The organism is Verrucosispora sp. TAA-831 (assembly GCF_050780145.1).
Taxonomy (GTDB): Bacteria; Actinomycetota; Actinomycetes; order Mycobacteriales; family Micromonosporaceae; genus Micromonospora.
The window spans coordinates 2,592,317-2,616,846 of sequence record NZ_CP192240.1 but is presented as its reverse complement, the minus strand read 5'-3'; the positions used below and the strand labels follow the sequence as shown (position 1 = coordinate 2,616,846).

At 73.6% G+C, this 24,530-nt stretch carries 22 protein-coding genes; 4 read left to right on the top strand and 18 right to left on the bottom strand.

Features of this window, described 5'->3' with window-relative positions; all coding sequences use genetic code 11:
* Nucleotides 1-69 precede the first annotated feature (69 nt).
* The 3 genes from ACQVFL_RS11865 to ACQVFL_RS11855 all read right to left on the bottom strand — a co-directional run bounded on the left by ACQVFL_RS11865 (nucleotide 70) and on the right by ACQVFL_RS11855 (nucleotide 3,815).
* Nucleotides 70-687, bottom strand: a complete 618-nt coding sequence (locus tag ACQVFL_RS11865; protein WP_431729354.1) for a hypothetical protein — start codon at nucleotides 685-687, stop codon at nucleotides 70-72.
* Nucleotides 688-700: 13 nt separating this feature from the next.
* Nucleotides 701-2,485 (bottom strand): DUF4012 domain-containing protein, encoded by a 1,785-nt coding sequence (locus ACQVFL_RS11860; RefSeq protein ID WP_431729353.1) that lies wholly within the window; start codon nucleotides 2,483-2,485, stop codon nucleotides 701-703.
* 79 nt (nucleotides 2,486-2,564) lie between these two features.
* Entirely contained in the window at nucleotides 2,565-3,815 is a 1,251-nt protein-coding gene (locus ACQVFL_RS11855; protein WP_431729352.1) for a glycosyltransferase family 4 protein, read from the bottom strand.
* A 162-nt stretch (nucleotides 3,816-3,977) separates the two neighbouring features.
* On the opposite strand from ACQVFL_RS11855, the gene ACQVFL_RS11850 reads away from it, so the two are divergent.
* On the top strand, nucleotides 3,978-4,532 hold the full coding sequence (locus ACQVFL_RS11850; RefSeq protein WP_396694981.1) for a low molecular weight phosphatase family protein: 555 nt from the start codon (nucleotides 3,978-3,980) through the stop codon (nucleotides 4,530-4,532).
* Here the strand turns inward: ACQVFL_RS11850 and ACQVFL_RS11845 are convergent.
* Entirely contained in the window at nucleotides 4,513-5,979 is a 1,467-nt protein-coding gene (locus ACQVFL_RS11845) for a polysaccharide biosynthesis tyrosine autokinase (protein WP_431729351.1), read from the bottom strand. The two genes, ACQVFL_RS11850 and ACQVFL_RS11845, sit on opposite strands and share 20 nt — an antisense overlap.
* Nucleotides 5,980-6,345: 366 nt before the next feature.
* On the opposite strand from ACQVFL_RS11845, the gene nhaA reads away from it, so the two are divergent.
* The gene (gene nhaA, locus ACQVFL_RS11840) at nucleotides 6,346-7,671 is read left to right on the top strand and encodes a Na+/H+ antiporter NhaA (protein WP_396694985.1); all 1,326 of its coding nucleotides are present in this window, start codon (nucleotides 6,346-6,348) and stop codon (nucleotides 7,669-7,671) included.
* Between the two features lie 15 nt (nucleotides 7,672-7,686).
* Here nhaA and ACQVFL_RS11835 read toward each other — a convergent pair whose 3' ends face one another.
* The 9 genes from ACQVFL_RS11835 to ACQVFL_RS11795 all read right to left on the bottom strand — a co-directional run bounded on the left by ACQVFL_RS11835 (nucleotide 7,687) and on the right by ACQVFL_RS11795 (nucleotide 15,066).
* Nucleotides 7,687-7,965: a hypothetical protein gene (locus ACQVFL_RS11835; RefSeq protein ID WP_396694987.1), complete on the bottom strand. Its 279-nt coding sequence runs from the start codon at nucleotides 7,963-7,965 to the stop codon at nucleotides 7,687-7,689.
* Nucleotides 7,962-8,324, bottom strand: a complete 363-nt coding sequence (locus ACQVFL_RS11830) for a DUF1622 domain-containing protein (protein ID WP_396694989.1) — start codon at nucleotides 8,322-8,324, stop codon at nucleotides 7,962-7,964. Before ACQVFL_RS11830 ends, ACQVFL_RS11835 begins: the two co-directional genes overlap by 4 nt.
* Before the next feature lie 48 nt (nucleotides 8,325-8,372).
* The gene (locus ACQVFL_RS11825) at nucleotides 8,373-8,960 is read right to left on the bottom strand and encodes a TMEM165/GDT1 family protein (protein WP_396694991.1); all 588 of its coding nucleotides are present in this window, start codon (nucleotides 8,958-8,960) and stop codon (nucleotides 8,373-8,375) included.
* Nucleotides 8,961-9,208: 248 nt separating this feature from the next.
* Nucleotides 9,209-10,174, bottom strand: coding sequence for an L-histidine N(alpha)-methyltransferase (gene egtD, locus ACQVFL_RS11820; protein WP_396694993.1), 966 nt, complete (start codon nucleotides 10,172-10,174; stop codon nucleotides 9,209-9,211).
* Nucleotides 10,171-10,953 carry an ergothioneine biosynthesis protein EgtC gene (egtC, locus tag ACQVFL_RS11815; RefSeq protein ID WP_396694995.1) on the bottom strand — a complete coding sequence of 261 codons (783 nt, stop codon included), beginning with the start codon at nucleotides 10,951-10,953 and terminating at the stop codon, nucleotides 10,171-10,173. The genes egtD and egtC overlap by 4 nt, the downstream gene beginning before the upstream one ends.
* 22 nt (nucleotides 10,954-10,975) lie before the next feature.
* On the bottom strand, nucleotides 10,976-12,310 hold the full coding sequence (gene egtB, locus ACQVFL_RS11810; RefSeq protein WP_396694997.1) for an ergothioneine biosynthesis protein EgtB: 1,335 nt from the start codon (nucleotides 12,308-12,310) through the stop codon (nucleotides 10,976-10,978).
* Complete coding sequence (egtA, locus tag ACQVFL_RS11805; RefSeq protein WP_396694999.1) at nucleotides 12,307-13,542, bottom strand: ergothioneine biosynthesis glutamate--cysteine ligase EgtA; 1,236 nt, start codon at nucleotides 13,540-13,542, stop codon at nucleotides 12,307-12,309. Before egtA ends, egtB begins: the two co-directional genes overlap by 4 nt.
* A 143-nt stretch (nucleotides 13,543-13,685) precedes the next feature.
* Nucleotides 13,686-14,441, bottom strand: coding sequence for a hypothetical protein (locus tag ACQVFL_RS11800; protein WP_431729350.1), 756 nt, complete (start codon nucleotides 14,439-14,441; stop codon nucleotides 13,686-13,688).
* A gap of 16 nt (nucleotides 14,442-14,457) precedes the next feature.
* Nucleotides 14,458-15,066, bottom strand: a complete 609-nt coding sequence (locus ACQVFL_RS11795; protein WP_431729349.1) for an RNA polymerase sigma factor — start codon at nucleotides 15,064-15,066, stop codon at nucleotides 14,458-14,460.
* 497 nt (nucleotides 15,067-15,563) lie between these two features.
* Here ACQVFL_RS11795 and ACQVFL_RS11790 point away from each other — a divergent pair, with 497 nt between their 5' ends.
* Complete coding sequence (locus ACQVFL_RS11790) at nucleotides 15,564-16,919, top strand: protein kinase domain-containing protein (protein WP_431729348.1); 1,356 nt, start codon at nucleotides 15,564-15,566, stop codon at nucleotides 16,917-16,919.
* A gap of 97 nt (nucleotides 16,920-17,016) precedes the next feature.
* Nucleotides 17,017-18,279, top strand: a complete 1,263-nt coding sequence (locus ACQVFL_RS11785) for a nucleotide sugar dehydrogenase (protein ID WP_396695007.1) — start codon at nucleotides 17,017-17,019, stop codon at nucleotides 18,277-18,279.
* A gap of 35 nt (nucleotides 18,280-18,314) precedes the next feature.
* Here ACQVFL_RS11785 and ACQVFL_RS11780 read toward each other — a convergent pair whose 3' ends face one another.
* The 5 genes from ACQVFL_RS11780 to ACQVFL_RS11760 all read right to left on the bottom strand — a co-directional run bounded on the left by ACQVFL_RS11780 (nucleotide 18,315) and on the right by ACQVFL_RS11760 (nucleotide 24,418).
* On the bottom strand, nucleotides 18,315-20,801 hold the full coding sequence (locus ACQVFL_RS11780) for an ABC transporter permease (RefSeq protein WP_431729347.1): 2,487 nt from the start codon (nucleotides 20,799-20,801) through the stop codon (nucleotides 18,315-18,317).
* Nucleotides 20,798-21,589, bottom strand: coding sequence for an ABC transporter ATP-binding protein (locus ACQVFL_RS11775; protein ID WP_396695011.1), 792 nt, complete (start codon nucleotides 21,587-21,589; stop codon nucleotides 20,798-20,800). Before ACQVFL_RS11775 ends, ACQVFL_RS11780 begins: the two co-directional genes overlap by 4 nt.
* A 132-nt stretch (nucleotides 21,590-21,721) precedes the next feature.
* Complete coding sequence (locus tag ACQVFL_RS11770) at nucleotides 21,722-22,405, bottom strand: response regulator (RefSeq protein WP_396695013.1); 684 nt, start codon at nucleotides 22,403-22,405, stop codon at nucleotides 21,722-21,724.
* Nucleotides 22,402-23,679 (bottom strand): histidine kinase, encoded by a 1,278-nt coding sequence (locus ACQVFL_RS11765; protein ID WP_431729346.1) that lies wholly within the window; start codon nucleotides 23,677-23,679, stop codon nucleotides 22,402-22,404. The genes ACQVFL_RS11770 and ACQVFL_RS11765 overlap by 4 nt, the downstream gene beginning before the upstream one ends.
* 43 nt (nucleotides 23,680-23,722) lie before the next feature.
* Nucleotides 23,723-24,418 (bottom strand): DUF305 domain-containing protein, encoded by a 696-nt coding sequence (locus tag ACQVFL_RS11760; protein WP_431729345.1) that lies wholly within the window; start codon nucleotides 24,416-24,418, stop codon nucleotides 23,723-23,725.
* Between the last annotated feature and the right edge of the window lie 112 nt (nucleotides 24,419-24,530).

Below are 24,530 nucleotides of genomic sequence, written 5' to 3'. Positions count from 1 at the left end.
GGTGCCCGCCGGAGGGAACGGCGGGCACCAGCACCGGTGTTCACTGCGGGCCGGGCCCGCGGTGTCGGATCAGTTCGCGCTGCCGAAGCGGCGGCGGCGCCAGAGCACCGTGCCGAGCAGCATGACCGCGCCTGCCGCGACGAGACCGCCACCGACCTTCATCGGCGTGCTCGTGTTGCTGCCGGTGACCGGCAGGTGGTGCTTCTTCTTGTGCAGCACGCGCAGTTCGGTCGAGGCGGTCCGGCCGGACTCCCGGCCGACGGCGGTGAAGGTGAGCAGACCGGTCACCGACGGGGTGTACCGGCGGCTGAACTCGCCGCGCGCGTTGGTCCGGGCCGTGAAGGTCAACGGCGCGCTGGCCTGGAAGGCGACCGGGGCCATCGCGACGGTGCTGCCGTCGCTGCGGCGGGCGGTGCCGGCGGCGGGTGCCGCCAGCGGCTGGGTGGTGACGGTGATGTCGACCGTCTCGTTCGGCCCGAAGTTGCGGCCGGTCAGGACGACCGTCTCACCGAGGAAGATGGTCGGTCGGTTCACCGTGAGCGAGGCCAGCACCGGCGGATAGGGCGGTGGCTGGGGTGTTCCACTCACGGATGGCGTCGGCTGCGGCTGCGCCGCCCCCGCCGCGGTCGGCACGGCGACCACGGCCAAACCGACCGTGAGCGCCATGATGATGCGGGATAGCCGCATTGTTGGTTCCCTCCTACTGAGTACAGCTTGGTGCGGTGACAACATGGGTGGTCCATGGGGTGGCGGTGGGCGTGAGCCACAACTCGGCCGAGCCGCTGCCCGTCTTGCCGGTCAGCAACGAGACCTGCAGCGTCCGGGTGTCCCCCGGTCCTGTCTCGACGTTCACCGTGGCCACCTGGCGGCGTCGCTCGGTGCCGTTGCCGACCGACGTCTCGGCCCCGTCGAGACGGGTGTCGAGCACCGCCCCGCCGGCCGGGCTGTAGACCGAGACCAGGGTCCGAACCGTGTACGGGTCTCCTGCCTGGGCCAGTCCGAGCACGGACTCGGTGAGACCCGAGGCCGGCGCGGTGGATCGCAACGTCACCCGGAGGTGCAGTTCGCGACGACCGTCGGCGAGGCAGTCGCCGACGGTGAGGTCGGCGGTCTGCCGGAGGTAGTAGCCGAGCTTCGCGCCACTGCCGTCGTTGAGGAACACGCCGACAGTGGGCACGGTGTCCTGTTCCGGAAGCGTCCCGGCCATTCGGCTCTCGCCGAACACCCGCTGTTCCTCCGGACGGGCACTCCAGAACAGTATCCGACGTTCTTGTATAGAGCGGCTAAAAGCGGACAATAGCCCGTTCGGGTGTGTGTTACGGGCGAAAAGGGTGTCGAACACGGTCGCGGCGGCGGCGGCGAAGAAGATGTCCTGCTCCGCCGGGGCCATCCGCTGGTACGTGTCGCTGAGCAGGGTCCGCACCGCGTTCTCGGCGCTGAGCGACACCCCGCCGGGCACCCGGACCGGCCCGGTGGCCTGCAACAGGTACGACAGCACCACCGGGTCGACGGCGAGCACCCCGTCCACGGTGTCGCCGCTGTGCCGCCGGTACATCTCCCGGTAGAGCGCGGCGGCGGTCGGGAAGTGCGGGCTGAGGTTGACGTCGGCCGGGTACATCCCGGGCAGCTCGCCCCAGAGCGCCTGCTGCTCGGCCGGGATCTTCAACGGCTTGGCGAACATCCCCAGGCCACTGCTAGCCCCCTGGTCGCCCATCTCGATCCGACCCTTGTTGGCCTTGATCACCGCGTACGCGCCGAACATGCCGCCGGTGGACCGCAGCTCCGCGGAGTTCTGCGACACCAGCAGGTACTGCCGTGCGCCGTCCACGCCGAGCAGCGGCGGCAGCAGTTGGGCGGCCTTGCCGGAGGCCGAGGTCATGTCGGCCAGCCGGTCGATCTCGCCGCGCAGTTCCTGGAGCGCCTCGCGTACCTGCCCGACCAGCCGGTCGACGGGCACCACGGACAGTTCGGCGCGGATCCGCTGGACGGTGGCGTCGACCTCGACCAACTCGTCGCCGACGCCCCGCAGCCCGCCCAGGTCCAGCCGCCCCGACTGCGGCACCAGGCCACCGAGGTCGACCCGCAGCAGTGCCGGGAACGCCTGGCGGGCCAGGTCGTCGACGGCGATGGCGATCTGCCGGACGGCCGCGAGGTTGGCGCCCGCGTACGGCGCGTGCTGGGCCGTCCACCAACCCGGGTCGGCGGTGGCCGCGCGGGCGGCGCCGGACTGCACCTGCAACGCGGCGAGCGTCCGCTGCGCCCGGTCGGTGTCGCCACCGACCAGGTGCGCGCTCAGCTCACCGGCCAGTCCGGCGGCGTTGACCAGGTGCGCGCGGGCCTGCCAGCCCCGGAATCCCACCCATCCGACGACGCCGGCCAGCAGCGAGCCGACCACCAGCGTGACGAGTAGGGCACGACGCAGACGGGCGCGCCGCCGTCGGCGGGACCGGCCGCGGATACGGCGCGGGCTCTCGCGTTCCGTCACACCACTCTCCACTCCGAAATTCGGACAGAAGCCACCATTGTTCCTAACAGGTAACGACATTGTTGGGGAATTGATGACGCTATCGGGCTGTATGTGAGTTTCGGTCGTGACTCGCGTTCCGGGCGCTGCTGCCGGCCGCCGCCCGCAGCAGCGCCTCGATGCGGTCCACCCCGGCCGGCATCGACATCTCCCGCAGGTACGCCTCGCGACCGCGCCGACCCATCTCGGCGCGGGCCGGCGGCGGGATGTGCGCGGCCAGCCAGAACCGGTCCGCCAGGGTGGCCCAGTCCTCCGGCGGGCAGGAGAGCCCGGCCCGGGTGCGCTCGACCAGCGCGGCCGTGTCGCCGCCGGTCGAGGCGACGACCGGCGCGCCACAGGAGAGCGCCGCCTGGAGCTTGTCCGGCACGGCGCTGCGCAGCGCCGGCAGGTCCCGGGACATGACCAGTTGATAGTCGGCGGCGGCGTACAGCTCCGGCATGTCCAACGGCGAACGCCGGTCGACGAACCGGACGTTGTCGGCACGCAGTTCGTCGGCGAGCCCCCGCACCCGCCGCTCGTCCGCGCCCGAGCCCACCAGGACCAGGTCGACGGTCTTGTCCAGCGCGGCCGCCGCCCGGACCGCCGTCTCCAGTCCCTGCCGCGCCCCGATGGTGCCGGCGTGCATCACCACGCACCGGTCGTCGCGACGCACCAGTCGACGCGCGGCCGGACCCGCCGTCGCGGGCTGGAAGATCCGCTCGTCGGTCCAGTTCAGCACCACGCGGACCTTGGCCGCATCGACACCGACCCCGACGACCGCGTCCCGCAACGACGGCGAGGTCACCGCCACCACCGTGGCGGCCTGGTAGGTCCGGGTCATCGCGGCGCGCACCCGGGCCGCCCACCGCCCGTCGGCGCCGTCCGGCAGGTCCTCGGCCCACACGTCCGGCACGTGCAGCACCAGCGGCACCGGGCCGAGCAGGCGCAGCAGCGCCGCCGTGGCGAACGCGGCGGCCGGGGGCTGGTGCACGTAGAGCACGTCGATCCCGGTGAGGAACCGGCGTCCGACCAGCGCCGCGCTCCCCGCGAAGGAGAGCCAGGAGGCCGTCCGGCCGCGCGGGGAGAGGTCGCCGGTGCTGTACCGGGGCACCCGCCGCACGGTCAGCCCCCGGCTGCGCGTCTCGTGACGCCAGCGCTGGCGCCACCCCGGGTACACGTGCCCGCCCGGGTAGTCCGGGAAGCCGGTCAGCACCCGCACCTCGTGGCCCCGGGCGGTCAACTCCTCGGCCAGGCTGCCGGGGATGAAGGCCGGTTCCGGCGGAAAGTGGTACGTCAGCAGGCCGATCCGCATCCCGCCACCTCCTCTGCCGGGCGCCGGTCCGGCGCGGCGGCCGGGGACCACGACGACCCGGCTGCGTACGATCTCGGCATCCCCTCACCGGGCGGCCACCACCGGCGGTCGTCCCCCGTCGCGGCGTTGCCGTCGACGGCCACGTCGTCGAAGGGGTCACCCATGCTCACCGGGGTGCTGTTCGTCTGCCACGCCAACCTGTGCCGGTCGCCGATGGCCGAGTACACCGCGCGCCGCCTGCTCGCCGGGCGTCCGCTGACCGTCGCGAGCGCCGGCACCGACGCCGTCGAGGGCTTGGAGATGCACCCGTACGCGGCCGAGATCGCCGCCGGAACCGGTGCGGACCCGGCGGCGTTCCGCAGTCGGCGGCTGCTCGCCGCGCACCTCACCGAGGCGGTGCTGGTGCTGACCGCCACCCGACGCCAGCGTTCGCTCTGCACCTCGCTGGCCCCGGCTGCGCTGCACCGGACGTTCACGGTGCGCCAGTTCGGTCGGCTCGCCGCGGCGGCGGAACCCGCCGAGGACGAGCCGGACGACTCGCTGGCGGCCGCGGTGGCCGCCGCCGCCCTGGCCCGGGGGCGACTGCAACCCGCTCCGGCGGAGGCCGACGACCTGCGCGACCCGGTCGCCGGCACACCCGCCGACTTCCGCGCCTGCGCGGAGGAGATCGAGCGGTCGTTGCGCCCCCTGGCGGCGCTCATCGGGGCAGCCGGGTGAGTTCCTGGGTGTGATCGGTCAGGTCGGCCACCGGCTTGCGCTCGGCGTGCCGACCGGCACCGGCCCGCCCGCCCGTCGCGGTCGTCGTCGGCGGTGTCTCGGCGACCACCCGGTACGCCTCGTACTGGTAGGCCTCCGCCTTGGGCACCCGGGCCATGTTCAGCACGCAGCCGAGCAGCCGTACCGAGACCGAGTGCAGCGCCCGCGCCGCCGCGGCGACCTGCGCCCGCGAGGTACGACCCTGCTGGGTGACCAGCAGCGCGCCGTCGGCCTGTACCGCGACCACCACACCGTCGGTGACCGCGAGGAGCGGCGCGGTGTCGATGACGACGATGTCCGCGGACTCGCGCAGGGCGGTCAGCAGGTCGGACATGGCCTTGGAGCCGAGCAGCTCGCTCGGGTTCGGCGGGGCCGAGCCGCTGGGCAGCACCAGCAGGGACTTGTCGCCCCAGCGCTGGACCACGTCGCCGACCTGGACGTCACCGACGAGCACGTCGGTGAGCCCGACGCCGGAGTCGATGCCGAGGTAGTCGCCGACCTTCGGCCGGCGCAGGTCGGCGTCGACCAGCAGTACCCGCCAGCCCGCCTCGGCCAGCGCGATGGCCAGGTTGCACGACATGGTGGTCTTGCCCTCGCCCTGCAACGCGCTGGTGACGGCGATGACCCGGGCGGGTTCGTGCACGTCGACGAAGCGCAGGTTGGTGCGGAGCTTGCGGACCGCCTCGGCCCGCGCCGAGGTGGCGGCGTCGCCGACGATCAGCGGGGCGGTGCGGGCGCTGGCGTCGATCGGGATCTCGCCGAGCAGTGGGCTGCCGGTCACCCGTTGCAGACCGGCCGCGTCCCGCAGGCGTACGTCCGCAATGCCGCGCAGGATCGCCAGGGCCACGCCGGCCAGCAGGCCGATCAGGGTGCCGATGGCGGTGTTACGCAGCGGCTGCGGCGAGACCGGGGTGGGGGTGACCCGGGGACCGCTGACCACTTCGATCTTGATGGGTCCGGGGCTGCCGTCCGGCCGGGCCTCGACCTTCTGCACCAGCTCGACGAACTTCGCCGAGAGCGCCTCGGTCACCCGCAGCGCGCGGGTCTGGTCGGTGTCGGTCACCGACGCCCGTAGCAGGACCGTGCCGGTCTCGGTGGAGGTGCTGACCCGCTGCTGGATCTCCTCGGCGGTCAGCCCGAGCTGGTTGTCCGCGACCGCGGCCTGCGCCAGCCGGTCGCTGGTCAGCAGCTCGGCGTAGGACTTGACGCGCTGCTGGAGGAAGAGGCCACCCTGGTAGGCGTCGGTGACGCCCTGGCTGGGGGTGGTGACGAAGAAGGTGACCGAGGCGACGTAGCGGGGCTGCGCCCGAACGGTGACCAGGGCGGTCAGTCCGAGGGCCACCACGAGGGTGACCAGGACGATCCACCAGCGTTGACGAACGAGACGCAGTTGGCGGTACAGGTCCATCAGGCGCGCCTCCGTACCGGGCCGGTAACGCCAAAGAAACTCACGAAAACCCCCAAGGTCTACTTAATCTCGTGAACCATTAAAGCCGCTCATAAGCGTTATGTCCGGAGTTAGGGGTTTTCCTCGGCAGAGGACCGCGCCCGCAATGCCCAACCGGACCGACCGTCCGTCGGAATCGCCTGCCGACCGGGAAAAATGCGATTTCTCCGCCGGGGGCGTACCGGATCCGCCGCAGGTGATCGGGGCGGGGCACTCCCCCGGGCGCGCCGCCACCGGCACCGCTGGATAGGCTCGTGGACGGTGTGCCGGGAAGCCTGGTCGGCGTGGCAGTCGCGCTGTCCCCGACCGGCGAGGTGAGAACCAGGCATGTCCACATCCCCACCACCCCGACGCCGCGGCCTGCGGCGTCTCTTCGCGCGTACCTCCTGGCCGGAGGCCCGCTTCCTGGCCGAGGTGCTGCGCACCGAGACCGTCGGCGGCGCGCTCCTGCTCGTCGGCGCGGTGATCGCCCTGATCTGGGCGAACTCCCCCTGGTCCGGCGGGTACGCCGCGCTGGGCGCGTGGGTGCCCTGGCCCGGCGGCGCCGCCCTGCACCTCGATCTCGACCTGGCGACCTGGGCCGCGGACGGCCTGCTGGCGGTCTTCTTCTTCGTGGTCGGGCTGGAACTCAAACGGGAGTTCGTCGCCGGTGGGCTGCGCGACCCACGCCGCGCCGCGTTGCCCATCGTGGCCGCCGTGGGCGGGATGGTGGCCCCCGCCCTGATCTACGTCGGGGTGAACCTCGCGGCCGGCGGCGAGGGCCTGCGCGGCTGGGCCGTCCCGACCGCCACCGACATCGCCTTCGCGCTGGCCGTGCTGGCGGTGATCGGGGCGTACCTGCCGCAGGGGTTGCGCGCCTTCCTGCTCACCCTCGCCGTGGTCGACGACCTGCTCGCCATCACCGTCATCGCGATCTTCTACACCGCCGAGTTCCACCCGCTGCCACTGCTCGGCGCCGTGGCGCCGATCGCGCTGTTCGGCCTGCTGGTGCAGCGTCGGCACACCTGGTGGTGGGCGCTCGGTCCGCTCGCCCTGCTGGCCTGGACGCTGGTGCACGCCTCCGGCGTGCACGCCACGGTGGCCGGCGTCGCGCTCGGCTTCACCGTGCCGGTGCTCGCCGGGCGCGGGCGCGACGGCCGCCACCGTCCCGGCCTGGCCGCCCACCTGGAACACCGGTGGCGACCGGTGTCGGCCGGACTCGCCGTGCCGGTGTTCGCGTTCTTCGCCGCCGGTGTGTCGCTACGCGGCGCCGACCTGGGCGCGGTGGTCACCGATCCGATCGTGGTCGGCATCGTGCTCGGTCTGGTGGTCGGCAAGTGCGTCGGCGTCCTCGGCGCCACCTTCCTGCTGGCCCGGTTCACCCGGGCCCGGCTGGCCGAGGACATCACCTGGCCGGACCTGCTCGGCGTGGCCCTGCTGGCGGGCATCGGCTTCACCGTGTCGCTGCTGATCGGCGAGCTGGCCTTCGGCGCGGCCGGCACGGCCGGGGACAACGTCACGGTGGCGGTCCTCGGTGGTTCGCTGATCTCGGCACTCTGCGCCGCGCTGGTGCTGGCTCCGCGCAACCGCAGGTACCGGGCGATCGCCCGCAAGGAACGGGTGGACGCGAACCGGGACGGCGTGCCGGACGTCTACCAGCGGCCCGCCGACTGAGCCGGGCACGCCCGATCAGCCCTCGGACGCCCGGCCGACCCGCTCGGCCGGGCGGGCCGACCAGCGGAAGTTCTCCGTCAACGCGCTGCTGAGCATCCGCCGCAGCAGCACGATCAGGACGGTGGCGGCGAGTTCCCGCCAGGTCTGCTCCCCGGTCAGCCGCAGCAGGCCGGCGGCGACGAGCATGTCCAGCAGCACCCGCAGTGCGGTCGACCGGGACCCGGTGGTGACCAGCGCGACCCCGGCGCCGAGTACGCCGAGCGCCGCGACGACCAAGGCCAACGCCGGGATCACGACGCCCGTCCCGGTCGACCGACCTGTTCCTGCTCGTGCTCGATCTCCCGGCCGAGGACGTGGTTCAGCACGGTCCGGATGGCGGCGATCGCGGCGAGCTGGCCGATCTGGGTGAAGGTCGGCGACAGCGCGGTCCGCAGGATGTCCGCCGCCAACTGGAACTCCAGCCCGAGCACCAGGAACCGGCCGAGCGTCAACCGGATCCGGGTGAACACGGTCGCGTCGCGGTAGCGGATCCCGTCCACCACGAACCGCAGCGCGGCCCAGGCCGCCCCGATGACGATCACTGCTGCGCCGACCAGCTCCACCGCGATCACCAGGATGTGGTGACCGCGTTCCAGGAGCACGTCGACGTCCACGCGGGCGACTACCCGGGCAGGGCCCGGGTAGTCGCCCGCTCCGCTCGGTCAGGTGAGTTCCGCGACCGCCTCCAGGATCAACCAGATGCCGCTGATGGCGAACAGGGCCGCGGCACCGTACTTGATGGTCCGCTCCGGGAGCTTGCGGCCGAGGAGCCGACCGACGACGATGGCGAGCGCGTCGGCGGCGACCATGCCGATGGTCGAGCCGATCCAGGTGCCGAACCAGCCGTACTGGGTGGCGAGCGTGATCGTGGCGAGCATGGTCTTGTCGCCCAGCTCGGCGAGGAAGAACGCGACACCGACGGCCAGCACGGCCGACTTGCCGCCCTTGGCGGCCTTGCGCTTCTCCTCCTCGGTGAGCGTGTCCCCGCGCAGGGTCCAGAGGCCGAAACCGATGAAGGCCACACCCGCGAGCAACGAGATCCAGCCGGTGGGCAGCGCGGCGCCCAGCCCGACACCGATCGCCACCGAGGCCAGGTGAACCACGGCGGTGGCCACGGTGATACCGATCAGGATCGGCACGGTGCGATATCGGGTGGCGAATGCCAGAGCCATGAGCTGGGACTTGTCTCCCAGCTCGGCAACGAAGATCACGCCGAAGCTGACCGCCAGCGCGACGAGGAACCCCTCCATGACGTCCTTCCGGGTCGGGCCGGGAGGAGGAGACGGGGTGCCCTCGACCCGGCTGTCAAGCCTGGGTCGAAGGTCTCGCCCGCCCCGTCATGACGAGGCCGCGTGGCCGGATGCGGAACGCACCAGTATGTCGACCACGGCGTTGCGGGCTACTCCCCTTCGCTGCGGCACAGCCTAGCCGATCGTCGCCCGCCCGGACCGCCGGGTGACCCGACACACACGCCCGCCGTCGCGGTGCGCCCGCCGGATCAGTCCGCCCGCGCCAGGGTCACGCCGAACAGGCCGCCGGGGTCGGTCCAGAAACGCTCGGCGTGGAACCCCGCCGAGGCGAGTTCCGCCGCGATCCGCTCCGGACGGAACTTCGCCGACACCTCTGTGCGCAGTTCCTCCCCCTCCGCGAAGGTCACGTCGAGGTCGAGTACGCGTACCCGGACCGGCCGCAGTGCCCGCAGCCGCATCTCGATCCACTCCTGCTCCGGATCCCAGAGCGCGACGTGGGCGAAGGCCGCCGGATCGAAGTCGGCGTCCAACTCGCGGTTGAGCACCCGCAGCACGTTGCGGTTGAACTCCGCGGTCACCCCCGCCGCGTCGTCGTACGCGGGCACGATCACCGCCGGGTCCTTCACCAGGTCGGTACCGACCAGCAGCCAGTCCCCCACCTCCAGCGCGGCCCGCATCCGGGCGAGGAACTCGGCCCGCTCGGCCGGCAGCAGGTTGCCGATGGTGCCGCCGAGGAAGATCACCAGCCGCCGCCCACCGGCGGGGAGCCGGTCCAGGTGCCGGGTGAAGTCGCCGACGATGCCGCGTACCCGCAGCCCGGGATAGTCGGCGGCGAGCGCGGCGGTGGACGCGGCGAGCGCGCTGGCCGACACGTCCAGGGGCACGAACGTGCCCAGCCCGCGTCGCCGGGTGAAGGCGTCCAGCAACAGCCGGGTCTTCTCCGACGAGCCGGACCCGAGCTCGATGAGCGTCTTCGCGCCGGTCAGCTCGGCGATCTCGGGCGCGTGTGCGGCCAGTACCGCGCGTTCGGCCCGGGTCGGGTAGTACTCCGGCAGCCGGGTGATCTCCTCGAAGAGTTCACTTCCCCGCGCGTCGTAGAACCACTTCGGCGGCAACCACTTCGGCTCGGCGGTCAGCCCGACCCGGACGTCGTGCCGCAGGCTGCGCTCGATGTCCCGGTCGTCGAGGTGGATCTCCAGCGGCTCGGTGCTCATCCGTTGTCCCTTCCGTCGGACGGTCGGTGGTGGGGCCCGGGCAGGGGGCGCAGGTGCAGGTCGGTGGCGGTGGCGGTGACGAGGTGGCCGTCCGGCACCTCCCGCCAGGCCGGGTCGTCGTCGTGCGGTTCGGAGGAGAGCAGCACCGAGTCCGGCGTGGTGCGGACGGAGAGGGCGTGCCCGACCACGCTGGCGACCACCGTCACGCCGTCGGTGAGCAACAGATTGAGCCGTGACCCCGGGGCCGCCGCGGTGACCGAGGTGACCGTCTCGGCGATCGCCTGCTCGGGTGGCAGACCGGCGCGCAACCGGTGCCGGACCAGCGCCCACAGCAGCGCCGAGTCGGTGCTGGCGTCCAGCGTGAGCAGATCGCGGACGGGCAGCGCGGCGGCCAGCGGCACCACCGCGTCCGGCCAGCCGCGCACCACCCCGTTGTGGCTGAACAGCCACCGGCCCGCGGCGAAGGGCGCGGCGGCGGCGTCCACCACCGCCATGCCGACCGTGGCCGACCGCACCGCGGCCAGCACCGCACCGGTCGAGGTGACCGCCGCCAGGTCGACGATGGTCGGGTCGCTCCAGATCGGCTGGGCCCGCCGGTACCGCACCGGATCGCCGCCGGTCGACGGATACCAGCCGACCCCGAACCCGTCCGCGTTGATCGTCCCGCCGCCGCGCATGTCGCGGGGCGCCCAGGACTGGCGTACCAGCGAGTGCGGCGGGTCGAACAGCAGTTCCCGCAGCGTCCGTGATGGCCCGAGATAGGCCAGGTGGCGGCACATCAGGCGGCTCGGAGCACGACCGTCACCGGTCGGCCTCCTCGGGCCGGGCGTCGCGGGCCAGGCGGAAGCCGCTGAAGATCTGCCGGCGGATCGGGTAGTCCCAGTTGCGGAAGGTGCCCCGACAGGCGGCCCGGTCGGTGCCGAACGACCCGCCGCGCAGCACCTGGTAGTCGTCACCGAAGAAGACCTCGGAGTACTCCCGGTAGGGGAAGGCGGCGAAGCCGGGATAACCCCGCAGCGGCGTCGACACCCACTCCCACACGTCGCCCACCAACTGGTGCACGCCGAGCGGGGACGCCCCGGCCGGGTACGCGCCGACCGGCGCCGGCCACAGATGCCGCTGCCCCAGGTTGGCGTGGGCCGAGGTGGGATCCTCGTCGCCCCACGGGTACCGGCGGGACCGGCCGGTGGCCGGATCCCAGCGGGCCGCCTTCTCCCACTCCGCCTCGGTGGGCAGCCGCTTGCCGGCCCAGGCGGCGTACGCGCGCGCCTCGTGGAAGCAGACGTGCACCACCGGCTCGTCGTCGCGCACCCGGTCCCACCGGCCGAACCGCCGGTACGCCCAGCCGTCGCCGTCGCGCCGCCAGTGCATCGGCGCGCCCAGTCCGGCCTCCTGCCGGTGCCGCCAGCCCGCCTCGCTCCACCAGCGCGGGTCGTCGTACCCGCCGTCGGCGATGAACTCCCGGTACGCCCCGTTGGTCACCGGGGCGGCGTCGATGACGTACGCGGGCAGCTCCACCCGGTGGGCCGGGCGTTCGTTGTCCAGCGCCCACGGGTCGGTGTCGGTGCCCATGGTGAACGGACCGGCCGGCACCAGCACCTCCCCGGCCACCCGGGCGGTCGGCTCGGGCGGCGGTGGCGCGTGCAGCACCGCGGGACCGGAGCGCAGTTGGTGGGTGGCGAGCATGGTCTCGTCGTGCTGCTGCTCGTGCTGCACGATCATCCCGAAGGCGAACCCGTCGGTGACCAGGCGACGCTCCTCGAAGGAGACGCCGTCGAGCAGGTCGTACACCTTCTCGCGGACGGTCGACACGTACGCCCTCGCCTCGGTCGGCGGCAGCAGCGGCAGCGACGGGCGGTCCCTGCGCGGCTGCTTGAAGGCGTCGTACAGGTCGTCGATGTCGCACCGGACCGGCTCGCGTCCGCCGACGTCCCGGACCAGCCAGAGTTCCTCCTGGTTGCCGATGTGGGCGAAGTCCCAGACCAGTGGGGACATCAGCGGCGAGTGCTGGCGGGTCAGGTCGCCGTCGTCGACCGTCTCGGTCAGCACGACGGTGCGGGCCCGGGTGCGGTCCAGCTCCGCGGCGATCCGGGCGCGCAGCTCCTCCGCGCCGAGGCCGGTGGTGGTGTCGGTCATCGCTGCCTCCTCTGGGCGGCGTCGCGCCGTCGTCGTACTCCCTGGTCGATCTCGTCGTGCAGGGCACCCGGCAGGTCGAGCCGGGGCAGCGCCGCCAGGGCCAGGTCGAGCAGGCCCACGGCGACGGTGGCCAGGCACGGGTCGTGCAGTCCGTGCCGGGCGGCGATGAGCCAGCGGTCGGCCACCGGGGCGGCCAGCACCATCGCGGCGTCGGTGGTCTCGCTGTCGCCGAGCAGCGCGGCGAGCACCGCCAGCGGCAGCGTCCAGCCGCGCCCGGGCTGGGCGTCGACGTAGCGCAGTTCCAGGTAGCCACGGGGCCGTACCGGCGGGAACAGTGTGCTGACGTGGTATTCGAGGTCGTCGACGGTGGGCGCGCGGGGTAACGCCCCGTCGATCCAGTCGGCGAACGTCACGTCCGGGGGCGGGGTCCAGTCGCCGCTGTCGTCGCGGACGCAGAGCAGCGGGGCGGCCAGTGCGTACCGGGTCCAGGCGGCGACCGGGTCGACGCCGGCCACCTCGGGTGTCCAGACCGGGGCGGTGCGGGCCGGGTCGATCCGGGCCCACGCGCCCATCCGGGCCGACGCCCATCCGGTGTTCCGGCCGGCATGGCGGTCGGCGGTGGCGAAGGCGGCCAGCAGCGGCGGTCCGACCGCGTGCACCAGCGCCCACCGGGCGGTGACCTGCTCGGGCCGCCCCGCGTCGAGGCAGACCTGTAGGCCGGCGGTGCTGTACATCATCGTGCGGCCGTCCGGACCGTACCGGTCGAAGACCCGGCGCATGGCCCGGTAGCGGGGTGTGTCGATGACCGGTCGGGGTGGCCGGTACGCGTCGATGCCGGCGCGGCCGAGGCGCAGCCCGGCCGCGCCGAGCAGGCGGGTGACCTGGTCGATGTCGGACTGGGTGGCCTCGATCAGCGCGGTGACGGAGGCTTGCGGCGGGGTGGAGATCTCCACCTGCCCGCCGGGCTCGACGGTCACCGTGCCGCCCCGCAGCAGACGGCGGGCGGGGCTGGTCCGATCCAGTGTGACGGGGCTGTAGGGCCCCAGTGCCGCTCTCAGCCGGGCGGCGTCGACGGGACGCGTGGGGTCGACGGCCTCGTGGACCGTCCATTCGAGCTCGACACCGGTGTAGGTCGGTGGGCCGGTCTTGAAGCAGATCCGGGCGAGATGTCGGGCGGCTGCGGCGCGGTCCCGCAGCACGGGGATGTGATCGACGTCCGGTGAGGTGACCACGCAACGGCTCCCTTGTCCGATGCCGGCTCGGTAATCGTCACCGTAACCCGTCGCAGTGACATCTTCACGTTGTCGGCACATCCGTCGAACCGAATTCACGTTCCCGTCGCAATCGAGGGGCGGGGCGTCGGCGGCCTCCGCCGCTATCCGGTGGCGGACGTGTCGTCCGGGTCGGCGCCGTGCTTGGCCAGCCAGTCCGGGTCGACCTCGGCCAGCAGCGCCCGGCAGTACGCGGCCACGTTCTCGGCGCCACCGGCCGCGTCCCGCAGCTCGGCGAAGCCCGGACTGTCCATCGCCTTCTCCCGCTGCCGCTCGGACTTCGACAGGTACGACCGGCAGTGGCCGGTGTGACCGGGGTCGAGCGGTCCGCCGTACGTCGACGCCTCGGGGGTGCCCGTCTCGGACGGGCTGGGCGAGCCGGTGGGCGACGAGGTGGGCGAGGGCGACGCGGAGGTGGACGTACTCCCCGTCGGGTCGGCGGTGGCGTCCGGCCGGGTCTCGGACGGGGTCGGGGTGGCGGGCGCGGAGGTCTCGGCGGGGGCGGAGGTGGCCGGCGGCACCGGTGGCGGGGCCGGGCGGTCGAGGTTGACCGCGGCGAGGGCGGCCCCGGCGGTGGCGGTCGCCGCGACAGCGGCGATCCAGGCCACCGCACCGGCGGTGAGGCGGCGGCGACGCGGCCGGGCCGACGGGACCGGCGCGTCCCCCCGGCGGGCCGCCCGGAACGCGGCGAGCGCGGCCTGCTCCCCGGTGAGTTCGTGATCGCGCGGCGGGGCGGCGGCGGCCCGCAGCAGCCCGGCGAGCGGGTCTCCGGTCCCGGCTGACGAGGGCGCGGCGGCGGTGTCGAGCAGCCGGTCGGACTCGGCCCGGGAGACGGCCGGATCCGACCGGCGCCACCTCATCCACAGTCCGCCCACGTCAGCCGTCCACCGACTCGGCGTGCGGCGCCTGTGCGGGGCCGGTACGCGGACGTGGCGGGACGTCGCCCGGCGCGGCCTGCCGGTCCAGCATCAACGCCAACCGCCGCAGTCCCCGGTGCGCGGCGGTACGGACCGCTCCGGCGCGGCGGCCGAGCACCCGCCCGGCGGTCGCGGCGTCGAGTCCGACGACCGCACGCAGCAGGACCGCCTCGGCCTCGCGGGGTGGCAGGCTGGCGATCATGGCGAGGGCGGCCTCCGTGCCGATGGTCTCCCCGGCGCGTTCGGCGGTGTCGGCGTCACCGGCCACTTCGCTGAGTTCCTGGACCGGCACCGGGAGTGCCGGCCGACGACGTTGCCGCCGCAGGTGGTCCATGGCCCGGTTGCGGGCGATGGTGACGACCCAGGCACGGAACTCTCCACCCGTGAAGTTGGGCAGGTCGCGCGCGACCTGCAACCACGTCTCCGAGGCCACGTCCTCGGCGTCCCCGCCGACCAGCGCGGTCAGGTACCGCAACAGCCCCGGCTGGAGGCTGCGGTAGAGGAAGCGGAATGCCTCCTCGTCCCCGCTCCTGGCCGCCTCGACCGCCTGGCTCAGTTCACCGGTCATGGCTCTGCCGCTTCCGTCCACCGGTTCGCTCGCGGGACGTGGGCCGGGCGGGCGATCGGGTGCCGGCGCGGTCCACCATCCGGACCTCTTCCCGCACCCCGCCCCCGTGACCTGTTCGCTGACGGACCGCCGTGGCCCGGAAGCGGATTTTTCCCGACCGCGTCGCGATCCACAACCAGCGGTGGAACTTCCGCGACCTCGCCGGATCGGGCTGACGTTAGAGCTTCCGCCCAGGTCGGACAAGCCGCCGGGGGCCGGCAGGCACAGTGACAATTCTCAACCGGGCGGGACGGCGTTTCGCCGTAACGAACCGTGGTCCACCGACGCTACCGTCGGCGGGTCCGACCGCCTGACCTCGACCGGTCGACGGAGCATCCCCGCGCTGTGACTCACGGTACACGTGACATCACGACACGCCCCGTGTCGGGTACGGCCGACGGTAAGATGCGCCGTCATGCCGGCGCGCCGTCCGGCCCCCGGGTGGGTACGGTGGTCCCGTGTTGTCTTCGGAGGTCGTACTCAGCGGTCGGTACCGCCTGGACGAACGTGTCGCCACCGGCGGCATGGGTGACGTCTGGCGCGCGTCCGACCTGATCCTCGGCCGGCAGGTCGCGGTGAAGGTGCTGCTGCCCTCGCTGGTCTCCGACCCCGACTTCATCGCCCGTTTCCGCGCCGAGGCCCGGATCATGGCGGCGCTGCGCCACCCGGGCATCGTCCAGGTCTTCGACTGCGGCGAGGACGACCTGCCCGACGGCGGCCGGGCCGACTACCTGGTCATGGAGTTCGTCACCGGCCAGCCGCTGTCCAAGCGGATCGAGGCCGAGGGTCGCCTGGACGTGGGCCTGGCGATGTCGGTGGTGGCCCAGGCGGCGCAGGCGCTGCACGCCGCGCACCTCGGCGGCATCGTGCACCGCGACGTGAAGCCGAGCAACCTGCTGGTGCAGGAGGACGGCACGGTCGTCCTGGTCGACTTCGGCGTGGCCCGGTCGGCGAACGTGACGAGCATCACCAGCACCAACGCGGTGCCCGGCACCGCGCTCTACATGGCGCCCGAACAGGCCGCCGGCCGCCCGGTCTCCGGCGCGACCGACCTGTACGCGCTCGGCGCCGTCGCCTACTGCTGCCTGACCGGCAGCCCGCCGTTCACCGGGGACAACCCGCTCCAGGTCGCCGTGCGGCACCTCGACGACCCGCCGCCGGACCTGCCGTCCGACATCCCGGAGGCGGTCCGCGTCCTGGTCGCCCGCGCGCTGGCCAAGGACCCGGCGGACCGGTTCGGCAGCGGCGCGGCGATGGCCGAGGCGGCGCGGGCGGCGGTCTCCGACGGCTCGCTGCCGACCGCACTGGTCCCGGCCGCCGCCGGGTTGCGGGAGCCCGGCCCGGACACCCGCACGGACGTCCCGGCGGGCGACCCCGCCCCGCCCGGTCGACGGCGGCGCGGCGCGCTGGTCGGCGCGCTCACCGCCGTACTGGTCGGGTTCGTGGCCCTGGGCGCCGCGCTCGGCGCGACCAGCGAGGCGGACACCCCGGCGGTGAACCTGCCGACGAACTCACCGAGCCCCGACGCGACCGGTCCCGCCGAGACGTCGTCGAGCACCGAGGAGAGCAGTCCCGCCCGGGTGCCGCCGCTGCGCCCGGCCGGCTCCACGGCCAGCCCGACCGAGTCGCCGTCGGCGCAGCCGAGCACCTCACAGACCGGCGAGCCGACCGGGTCCCCGTCGCCGACGCCCAGCGCGACCAGCGCCGAGCCGACCGCGACCAGCCCCGCCCCGTCGCAGACGCCGGGCACGACGCCGACCACCACCACCGCACCGCCACCGGTCGATCCGCCGGACAACGGCGAGGCGAGCTGAGTCCCACCAGCCCCTATATCACCGAAACGGACGTACGGGGTCACACTCCGCTCTAGGCTCCTGACCAGCAGGTACTGTCTACCGGTCAGGAGCTCGGGTGAGCCTGGAGAAGTTGGTCGTCATCGGGCAGGGGTACGTCGGCCTGCCGCTGGCCATGCGCGCCGTCGAAGCCGGGCTGGACGTGGTCGGCCTCGACGTCGACACCGACCGGGTCAAGCGGCTCGCCTCGGGTGAGTCGTTCGTGGCCGACATCCCCGCCGACCGCCTCGGCCGGGCCCTGTCCAGCGGGCGGTACCGGCCCAGCAGCGAGTACGCCGACGCGCGGGACTTCGACATCTGTGTCATCACGGTGCCCACTCCGCTGCGCGACGGCACCCCGGACCTGAGCTACGTGGAGCAGGCCGGCACCGGCATCGCGCCGTACCTGCGGCCCGGCTGCACGGTGATCCTGGAGTCCACCACCTACCCGGGCACCACCGAGGAGTTGCTGCGCCCGCTGCTGGAGTCGGCCAGCGGGCTGCGCAGCCCCGGTGACTACCACCTCGGGTACAGCCCGGAGCGGATCGACCCGGGCAACCCGAGCTGGCGGCTGGAGAACACCCCGAAGGTGGTCTCCGGGGTCGACGAGGTCTCCCTGGCCCGGGTCGACGAGTTCTATCGGCGGCTGGTGGAGCGGACGGTCCCGGTCGACTCGACCCGGGTGGCCGAGTTGACCAAGCTGATCGAGAACACCTTCCGCCAGGTCAACATCGCCCTGGTCAACGAGCTGACGATGCTGTCGCACCAGCTCGACATCGACGTCTGGCAGGCCATCGACGCGGCCGAGAGCAAGCCGTTCGGCTTCATGCCGTTCCGGCCCGGCCCCGGCGTCGGCGGGCACTGCCTGCCGATCGACCCGTGCTACCTGTCCTGGCAGGTCAAGCGACGCCTGGGCCGGCAGTTCCGGTTCATCGAGCTGGCCAACGACATCAACCACGAGATGCCCGAGCACGTGGCACAACGGGTGATGGCCGGGCTGAACCGCTCCGGCCGGGCGGTCAGTGGCGCGCGACTGCTGCTGCTCGGGCTGGCGTACAAGCGCAACACCGGCGACATGCGCGACTCCCCGGCGGTGGACGTGGCCCGGCGGCTGCGGGACCTCGGTGCCGAGGTCCGCGCGGTGGAGCCGTACGCCGAGGCACACCACCTGCCGGACGGGGTGGTGATCGTGGACCTGACCGAACGCGAGTTGCGGGAGGCCGACGGCGTGGTGGTGGTGACCGACCACGACACGTTCGACTACGACCTGGTGGCCCGCGAGTCCCGCTACGTCTTCGACACCCGCAACCGCTGCACCGGCCCCACCGTCGAACGCCTCTGACCACTGCGCCTCACCGCGCCCCATCGCGGCGATCCTCACTGATCAGCCAGCGCCTCGACGACCGGGCGAGCCAGCGCGCGCCGCGCCGGCAGCACCGACGCCGACAGCGCGGCCAGTAGCGCGACGGCCAGCACCCCGGCGAGTCGGGCCCAGGGCACGACCAGGGTGAACTCTCCGGCGAGCCGGGCCAGCAACGCCATCGCCCCGGCGGTGACGCCGGTGCCCAGCGCGACCCCGAGCACCGCGCCGACCAGCGCGGTGAGGACCGCCTCGACGGCCAGCATGGCGCGCATCCGGCCACCGGTCAGCCCCACGGCCCGCAGCACGGCGTTCTCCCGGGTCCGTTCGACCACCGACAGGCTCAACGTGTTCGCCACCCCGACCAGGGCGATCACCACCGCCAGCCCGAGCAACGCGACCACGAACGCGAGCAGCATGTCCACCGTGGAGGTGAGCATCCGCTTGTACGCCGCCTGGTCCAGCAGGTTGACCGTCGGGTAGTCGACCAGTACCGCCGCGATGGCGGCACGCGCCGTACCGTCCGGCACGCCCTGGGCCGGGTCGATCTCGGCCTGGAAGCCGCGCTCGTCGGGGAAGAGTCGACGGTGGTCGGTGTCGACCAGGCCCACCGCGTGCCCGGGTGGTACCGCCGATCCGGTGCCGCCGGCCGCCAGTCCGTCGACCACCGCCGCCACCTCGAACGGCTGGGCGCGCAGGGTGACCCGGTCCCCCGCCGACCAGCCGCGTCGCTGGGCCAACTCGCGGTCCACCAGGATCCGCCCCGGTGCGAGCCGGTCGAGTTGCCCGGCCACCACCTGCTCGATCCGGTCGCCGACCAGTGCCGGGTGCACCGTCCGGTACTCGACGTCGTCGACGGTCCGGGTCCGGGCCTCGTGCACCACGCCCAGCTCGGGCCGGGCGGCCAGCGCGTCGGTCAGACCGGCGGGCAGGTCCACGCCGATGCCGGTGACCAGGAAGTCCACCCCGATCTCGGCGTCCACGGTCCGTTCGATGGCCACCTTGGTGCTCTGCGCGCCGACCAGGAACGAGGTGACCAGCCCGATGCCGATCACCAACGCGGTGGCGGTCGCGGCCACCCGTCGGGGGTTACGCACCGCGTTGGCCACGGCGAGTGCGCCGGTGACGCCGAGGATCCGCCGCAGCGGCGACCCGAACACCCGGACCAGCGCCGGCACCAGCACCGGGCCGAACAGCACGATGCCGAGGAAGCTCAGCACTCCGCCGAGGGCGACCAGCATGATCTGTCCGGCGGAGGCCGCGCCGGCCAGGGCGGCGGTCCCGGCGGCGAGGACCACCGCGCCACCGGCCAGCCGGACCCGGCCGGCGGGGCGGGTGACCTGCACGGCGGCGTCGGTGAGTGCGGCCACCGGGGCGACCCGGGTGCCCTGCCAGGCCGGTACACAGGCGGCGGCGACGGTGAGTGCGGTGCCGGCGACCAGGCAGCCCAGCACGGTGCCGCCGGTGACGGTCAGCTCACCGCGCAGCGGCATGTCCAGTCGCGACACCAGCGCGGTCAGCGCGGCGGCGAGTCCGGTTCCGACCAGGACGCCGAGCGCCGAGGCGGCCAGGCCCACCACCGCCGACTCCAGCACTGCGGCCCGGAACACCTGCCCCCGGGTGGCCCCGACCAGGCGCAGCAGCGCGGTCCGGCGGGTGCGTTGGGCCAGCACGATGGTGAAGGTGTTGCCGATGACGAAGGCCGCCACCACCACCGCCACCGCGGCGAAGGTGAGCAGCACCAGGTGGAACTGGTCCACGTCGCGGACCGCGTCGGCGACGGCGGCGTCCAGGATCTCCGCGCGGGTCCGCACGGTGGTGCCCGCCCCGGCGACGTCGGCGATCCGGGCGGCCAACTCGGTCTCGGTGATCCCGGGCTCGGCCGCGACCATGATCCGCCCGTACCCGGACCAGCCGGTGACGGCGAGCGCGTCGGCGCCGACCAGCCCGACGAACGGCCCGCCGATGTCGCGCGGGGTGTCGGCCACGTCGACCACGCCGACCAGCGTGTACGGCCGGGCCGCTCCGGCGGCGCCGCCGACGCGTACCGTGCCGCCGAGGCGGAACGACTGGTCGTCGACGGTCCGCCGGTCGAGCACCACCTCGCCGGTCCGGACCGGCAGCCGCCCGGTCACCACGTCGTAGGACTGGAGCGCCGGATCGGTCGGGACGGCGGCGAGGACGCCGAAGCCGAGCACCGGCCGCCCGTCCGAGCCCACCACCCCGGCGGTGTCGATCAGTTCGCCCTCGGCGGCGCGGACGCCGTCGAGGGCACGGACCCGGTCGACGAGCGTCGGGTCGATCGGCTCCCGGTCGGCGTAGATCCCGGCGTCGGTGTGTCGGTCGAAGGTGCCGGCGCGGTCGTACGCACCGGCCCGCATCCCGTCGACGAAGATCAGCGTACCGGCGACGAAGGCCACGCCGAGCACCACGGCGACGGTGGACATCACCATCCGGGCCGCCTCGGCACGCAGCGAACGAAGCGTCAGTCGGAGCACGGTCACCGCCCCCGCGTCGGTGCGCCGGCCCCGGCGGCGGACGGGTCCAGGTGGGCGAGCACGTCGAGGACCAGCTCGGCGGTGGGCTCGGCCAGGTCCCGGACCGGGCGGCCGTCGGCGAGGAAGACCACCCGGTCGGCGTACCCGGCGGCGACCGGGTCGTGGGTCACCATCACCACCGTCTGGCCGAGGCTGTCCACCGCGTCGCGCAGCAGCCGCAGCACCTCGGCCCCGGCCCGGGAGTCCAGGTTGCCGGTCGGCTCGTCGGCGAAGATCACCCACGGTTTGGTGATCAGCGCCCGGGCCACCGCGACGCGCTGCTGCTGGCCGCCGGAGAGTTCGGCCGGGCGGTGCCGTACCCGGTCGGTCAGCCCGACGGCGGCGACCACCTGACGCAGCCAGGCCGGGTCGGCCCGGCGACCGGCGATGTCCAGCGGCAGCGTGATGTTCTCCGCCGCGCGCAGCGCGGGCAGCAGGTTGAACCTCTGGAACACGAAACCGACCCGGTCCCGGCGCAGCAGGGTGAGCCGTCGGTCGTCCAGGCGGCCCAGCTCGGCGTCACCGACGCACACCGTGCCCGTGCTCGGCCGGTCCAGCCCGGCCAGACAGTGCATCAGCGTCGACTTGCCGGAGCCTGACGGTCCCATGATGGCGGTGAACCGGCCGGCGGCCACGTCGAGGTCGACCCGGTCGAGCGCGACGACGGCGGCCGGGCCGGTGCCGTACCGCTTGGACAGGCCCCGGGCGGTGACGGCGACACCGGCGACGGCGTGGACGGGTGGGGCGAGAGACACGTGCGACTCCCCGTGCGGAGGACGGAATGGGACGTCCCCGACGCTAGGAAGTGCACCGCCCGGTCGAGATCAACCCGCGCGCTCGACCTCGGTACGCCGCAGGTCGTCCCGGGCCGGGCGGTCCCGTACGCCTCAGGTCGTACGCCGGTTCTCCGCGCCCGGGGTGACCAGGCCGCTCTCGTACGCCAACACCACGGCCTGCACCCGGTCGCGCACCTCCAGCTTGGCCAGGATCCGCCCGACGTGCGTCTTCACCGTCGCCTCGGCGACGTGCACCCGGGTGGCGATCTCGGCGTTGGCCAGACCCTGCGCGACCAGCAGCAGGATCTCCCGTTCCCGCTCGGTGAGCCGGGCCAGCCGGGGCTCCTCGGTCGGCCCGGCGCCGAGCTGCCCGGCGAACCGGTCCAGCAGGCGTCGGGTGATCGGCGGGGCCACCACCGAGTCGCCCTGGGCGACCACCCGGATCGCGGTGAGCAACTCCTCGGGCGGCACGTTCTTGAGCAGGAAGCCGCTGGCACCGGCGCGCAGCGCGGCGAAGGCGTCCGCCTCGGTGTCGAACGTGGTCAGCACCAGCACCCGGGGACCGGCGGAGGGCTGGTCGGCGCAGAGCCGGCGGGTGGCCTCCACGCCGTCCATGGTCGGCATCCGCACGTCCATCACCACCACGTCGGCCTCGACGCGGGCGAGCAGCCGTAGGGCGTCGGCGCCGTCGATCGCCTCGCCGACCACCTCCAGGTCGGGCTGGGAGTCGAGCACCATCCGGAAGCCGGCCCGGACCAGGGCCTGGTCGTCCACGATCACCACCCGGACCGTCATGCCGTGACCACCTCCGTCCCGGGGGACGAGGGTAGCGGCAGTCGCGCCCGCAGCAGCCATCCCCCGGTCGGGCGAGGGCCGGCGGTGAGGTTGCCGTCGTACACGGAGACGCGTTCGCGCATGCCGACCAGGCCGTGCCCGCCGGGCGACGCCGGGGTGGCCGGGACGCGGCCCCGTCCGTCGTCGAGGACCTCGAGCACGACGGTGTCTTCGTGGTGCGCCAGGCTGACCTCGGCGGTGGCGCCGACCCCGGCGTGCTTGAGCGTGTTGGTCAGCGCCTCCTGCACCAGCCGGTAGACGGTCAGCTCCACCGCTGGCGGCAGTGCCCCGGGGCGGCCGGTGACCTCGTAGCGCACCTGGAGCCCGGCGGCGCGGAACCGGTCCAGCAGGGCGGGCAGCTCGGCGACGGAGGGACGCCGGTGGGTCGGCTCGGCGGGTTCCGGCACCCGGTCGGGCCCGGCCGACGGGTCCGGTGCCGCGTGGGGTCCGGTCGATGATCCCGGTGCCGCGTCGGGTCCGGTGGCCGGGTCCGGTCGACTCGGTTCCCGTAGGACGTCCACCAGCCGCCGCATGTCGGCCAACGCCTGTCGGCCGGTGTCCGCGACGATCCGGACCGCCTCACGGGCCGCCTGCGGGTCCTTGTCGAGCACGTACCGGGCACCGTCGGCCTGCACGATCATCACCGCCATGCCGTGCGCCACCACGTCGTGCAGCTCGCGCGCGATCCGGGTGCGTTCCTCGGCCACCGCCGCCCGCGCCTGCGCCTCCCGTTCCCGCTCCAGGGTGGCCGCCCGTTCCTCCAGGCTGAGCACGTACAGCCGACGGGTCCGCACGTTCAGCGCCGCCAGCCAGACCGCGCCGACGACCAGCCCGTAGAAGACGGCGGTGAAGACCCAGGCGACCTGGGACGGCGTCCGCACCGCGGCGAACACCACCCCGAGCGCGGCGACGATCCCGGCCAGGACCCCGTCGCGCAGCCGGTCGGCGTACTTGACCAGGCTGTAGAGGGCGATCAGCACCGCGATGTCGTACGGCAGGGGTGCCCAGTCGAGGGCGACCTGGGCGTACGCCAGCACCGCCACGACCGCCGTGACGGCGACCGGACGCACCCGTCGCCACAGCAGCGCCACCGCCATGCCCAGCCCGAGCATGGTGCCGGGCCACCCGGCGGCGCTGCCGGCGGTGGAAGCCAGCGCGAGCAACGCCACGGCACCGGAGACCGCCACGTCGAAGGCGACCCCGCGCAGCGGGCGGCCCAGGACCGTCGTTCTCATCGTCACCCAGCGTACGGGTGGTGTGGGGTCCGCCCGGTGCCGGTCAGCCGACGAGGTCGCGCATCCGGCCGATCTCCACGCCCTGCTCGGTGGCGACCGAGGTGGCGAACTCCGACATCCGCTGGTCGAGGCCCACCTTGAGCAGGTCGGTCGCCATCACCACAGCGCCCTCGTGGTGTTCGGTCATCATCCGCAGGAAGAGGCGGTCGAAGTCGACGCCCCGGGCGGCGGCGAGCCGACCCATCGCCTCGGGCGACTGCATGCCCTTCATCGTGGCGTGGTCGTGCCCGGACACGTCGGTGGAGAGGTGGCGCTCGGCCAGCCAGGCTCGCAGCACGCCGATCTCGGGTCGCTGGCCGGCGCGGATCCGGGCGGCCAGGGCGCGTACCCGGGGGTCGGCGGCCCGGTCCGGGGCGAGCGCCGACATCTCCAGCGCCTGCTCGTGGTGCGGGATCATCATCCGCGCGAACCAGGCGTCCAGGGTGTTGAACCGCGGTGGCGAGTCGTCGCGCACCTCGGAGCCGGGCCGCTCGACGGCCGGTTCGCCGGGACGTCCGGGCACGATCACCAGCGGCGCGTCCGGATCCGGCGACGGACCGACCGACGACGCGGCCTCGGCGGCGGGCGCCGGCCCGGGTGGCGTGGGCTCGTCGCCGTCGCGCAACGCGTACGCCGACACCGCGAGCACCACCACGACCGATGTGACGACAGCCAGGAGGCGTCCACGTCGGGCGGTCATGCGACACCCCCTCAGGGTCGAGGTCGCAGCGATCGTATCCATTCACGATGTTAGCTAGATGTGAGCCAGATCACATCGATGAGCGTCGTCGCGGAGTTATGGTACGGCCCAT

Coding starts and splice junctions, on each gene's coding strand:
- ACQVFL_RS11865 (WP_431729354.1), bottom strand. CDS start 687: ATGCGGCTATCCCGCATCATCATGGCGCTCACGGTCGGTTTGGCCGTG.
- ACQVFL_RS11855 (WP_431729352.1), bottom strand. CDS start 3,815: ATGCGGATCGGCCTGCTGACGTACCACTTTCCGCCGGAACCGGCCTTC.
- ACQVFL_RS11850 (WP_396694981.1), top strand. CDS start 3,978: ATGCTCACCGGGGTGCTGTTCGTCTGCCACGCCAACCTGTGCCGGTCG.
- ACQVFL_RS11845 (WP_431729351.1), bottom strand. CDS start 5,979: ATGGACCTGTACCGCCAACTGCGTCTCGTTCGTCAACGCTGGTGGATC.
- nhaA (WP_396694985.1), top strand. CDS start 6,346: ATGTCCACATCCCCACCACCCCGACGCCGCGGCCTGCGGCGTCTCTTC.
- ACQVFL_RS11825 (WP_396694991.1), bottom strand. CDS start 8,960: ATGGAGGGGTTCCTCGTCGCGCTGGCGGTCAGCTTCGGCGTGATCTTC.
- egtD (WP_396694993.1), bottom strand. CDS start 10,174: ATGAGCACCGAGCCGCTGGAGATCCACCTCGACGACCGGGACATCGAG.
- egtC (WP_396694995.1), bottom strand. CDS start 10,953: ATGTGCCGCCACCTGGCCTATCTCGGGCCATCACGGACGCTGCGGGAA.
- egtB (WP_396694997.1), bottom strand. CDS start 12,310: ATGACCGACACCACCACCGGCCTCGGCGCGGAGGAGCTGCGCGCCCGG.
- ACQVFL_RS11800 (WP_431729350.1), bottom strand. CDS start 14,441: ATGAGGTGGCGCCGGTCGGATCCGGCCGTCTCCCGGGCCGAGTCCGAC.
- ACQVFL_RS11795 (WP_431729349.1), bottom strand. CDS start 15,066: ATGACCGGTGAACTGAGCCAGGCGGTCGAGGCGGCCAGGAGCGGGGAC.
- ACQVFL_RS11770 (WP_396695013.1), bottom strand. CDS start 22,405: ATGACGGTCCGGGTGGTGATCGTGGACGACCAGGCCCTGGTCCGGGCC.
- ACQVFL_RS11765 (WP_431729346.1), bottom strand. CDS start 23,679: ATGAGAACGACGGTCCTGGGCCGCCCGCTGCGCGGGGTCGCCTTCGAC.
- ACQVFL_RS11760 (WP_431729345.1), bottom strand. CDS start 24,418: ATGACCGCCCGACGTGGACGCCTCCTGGCTGTCGTCACATCGGTCGTG.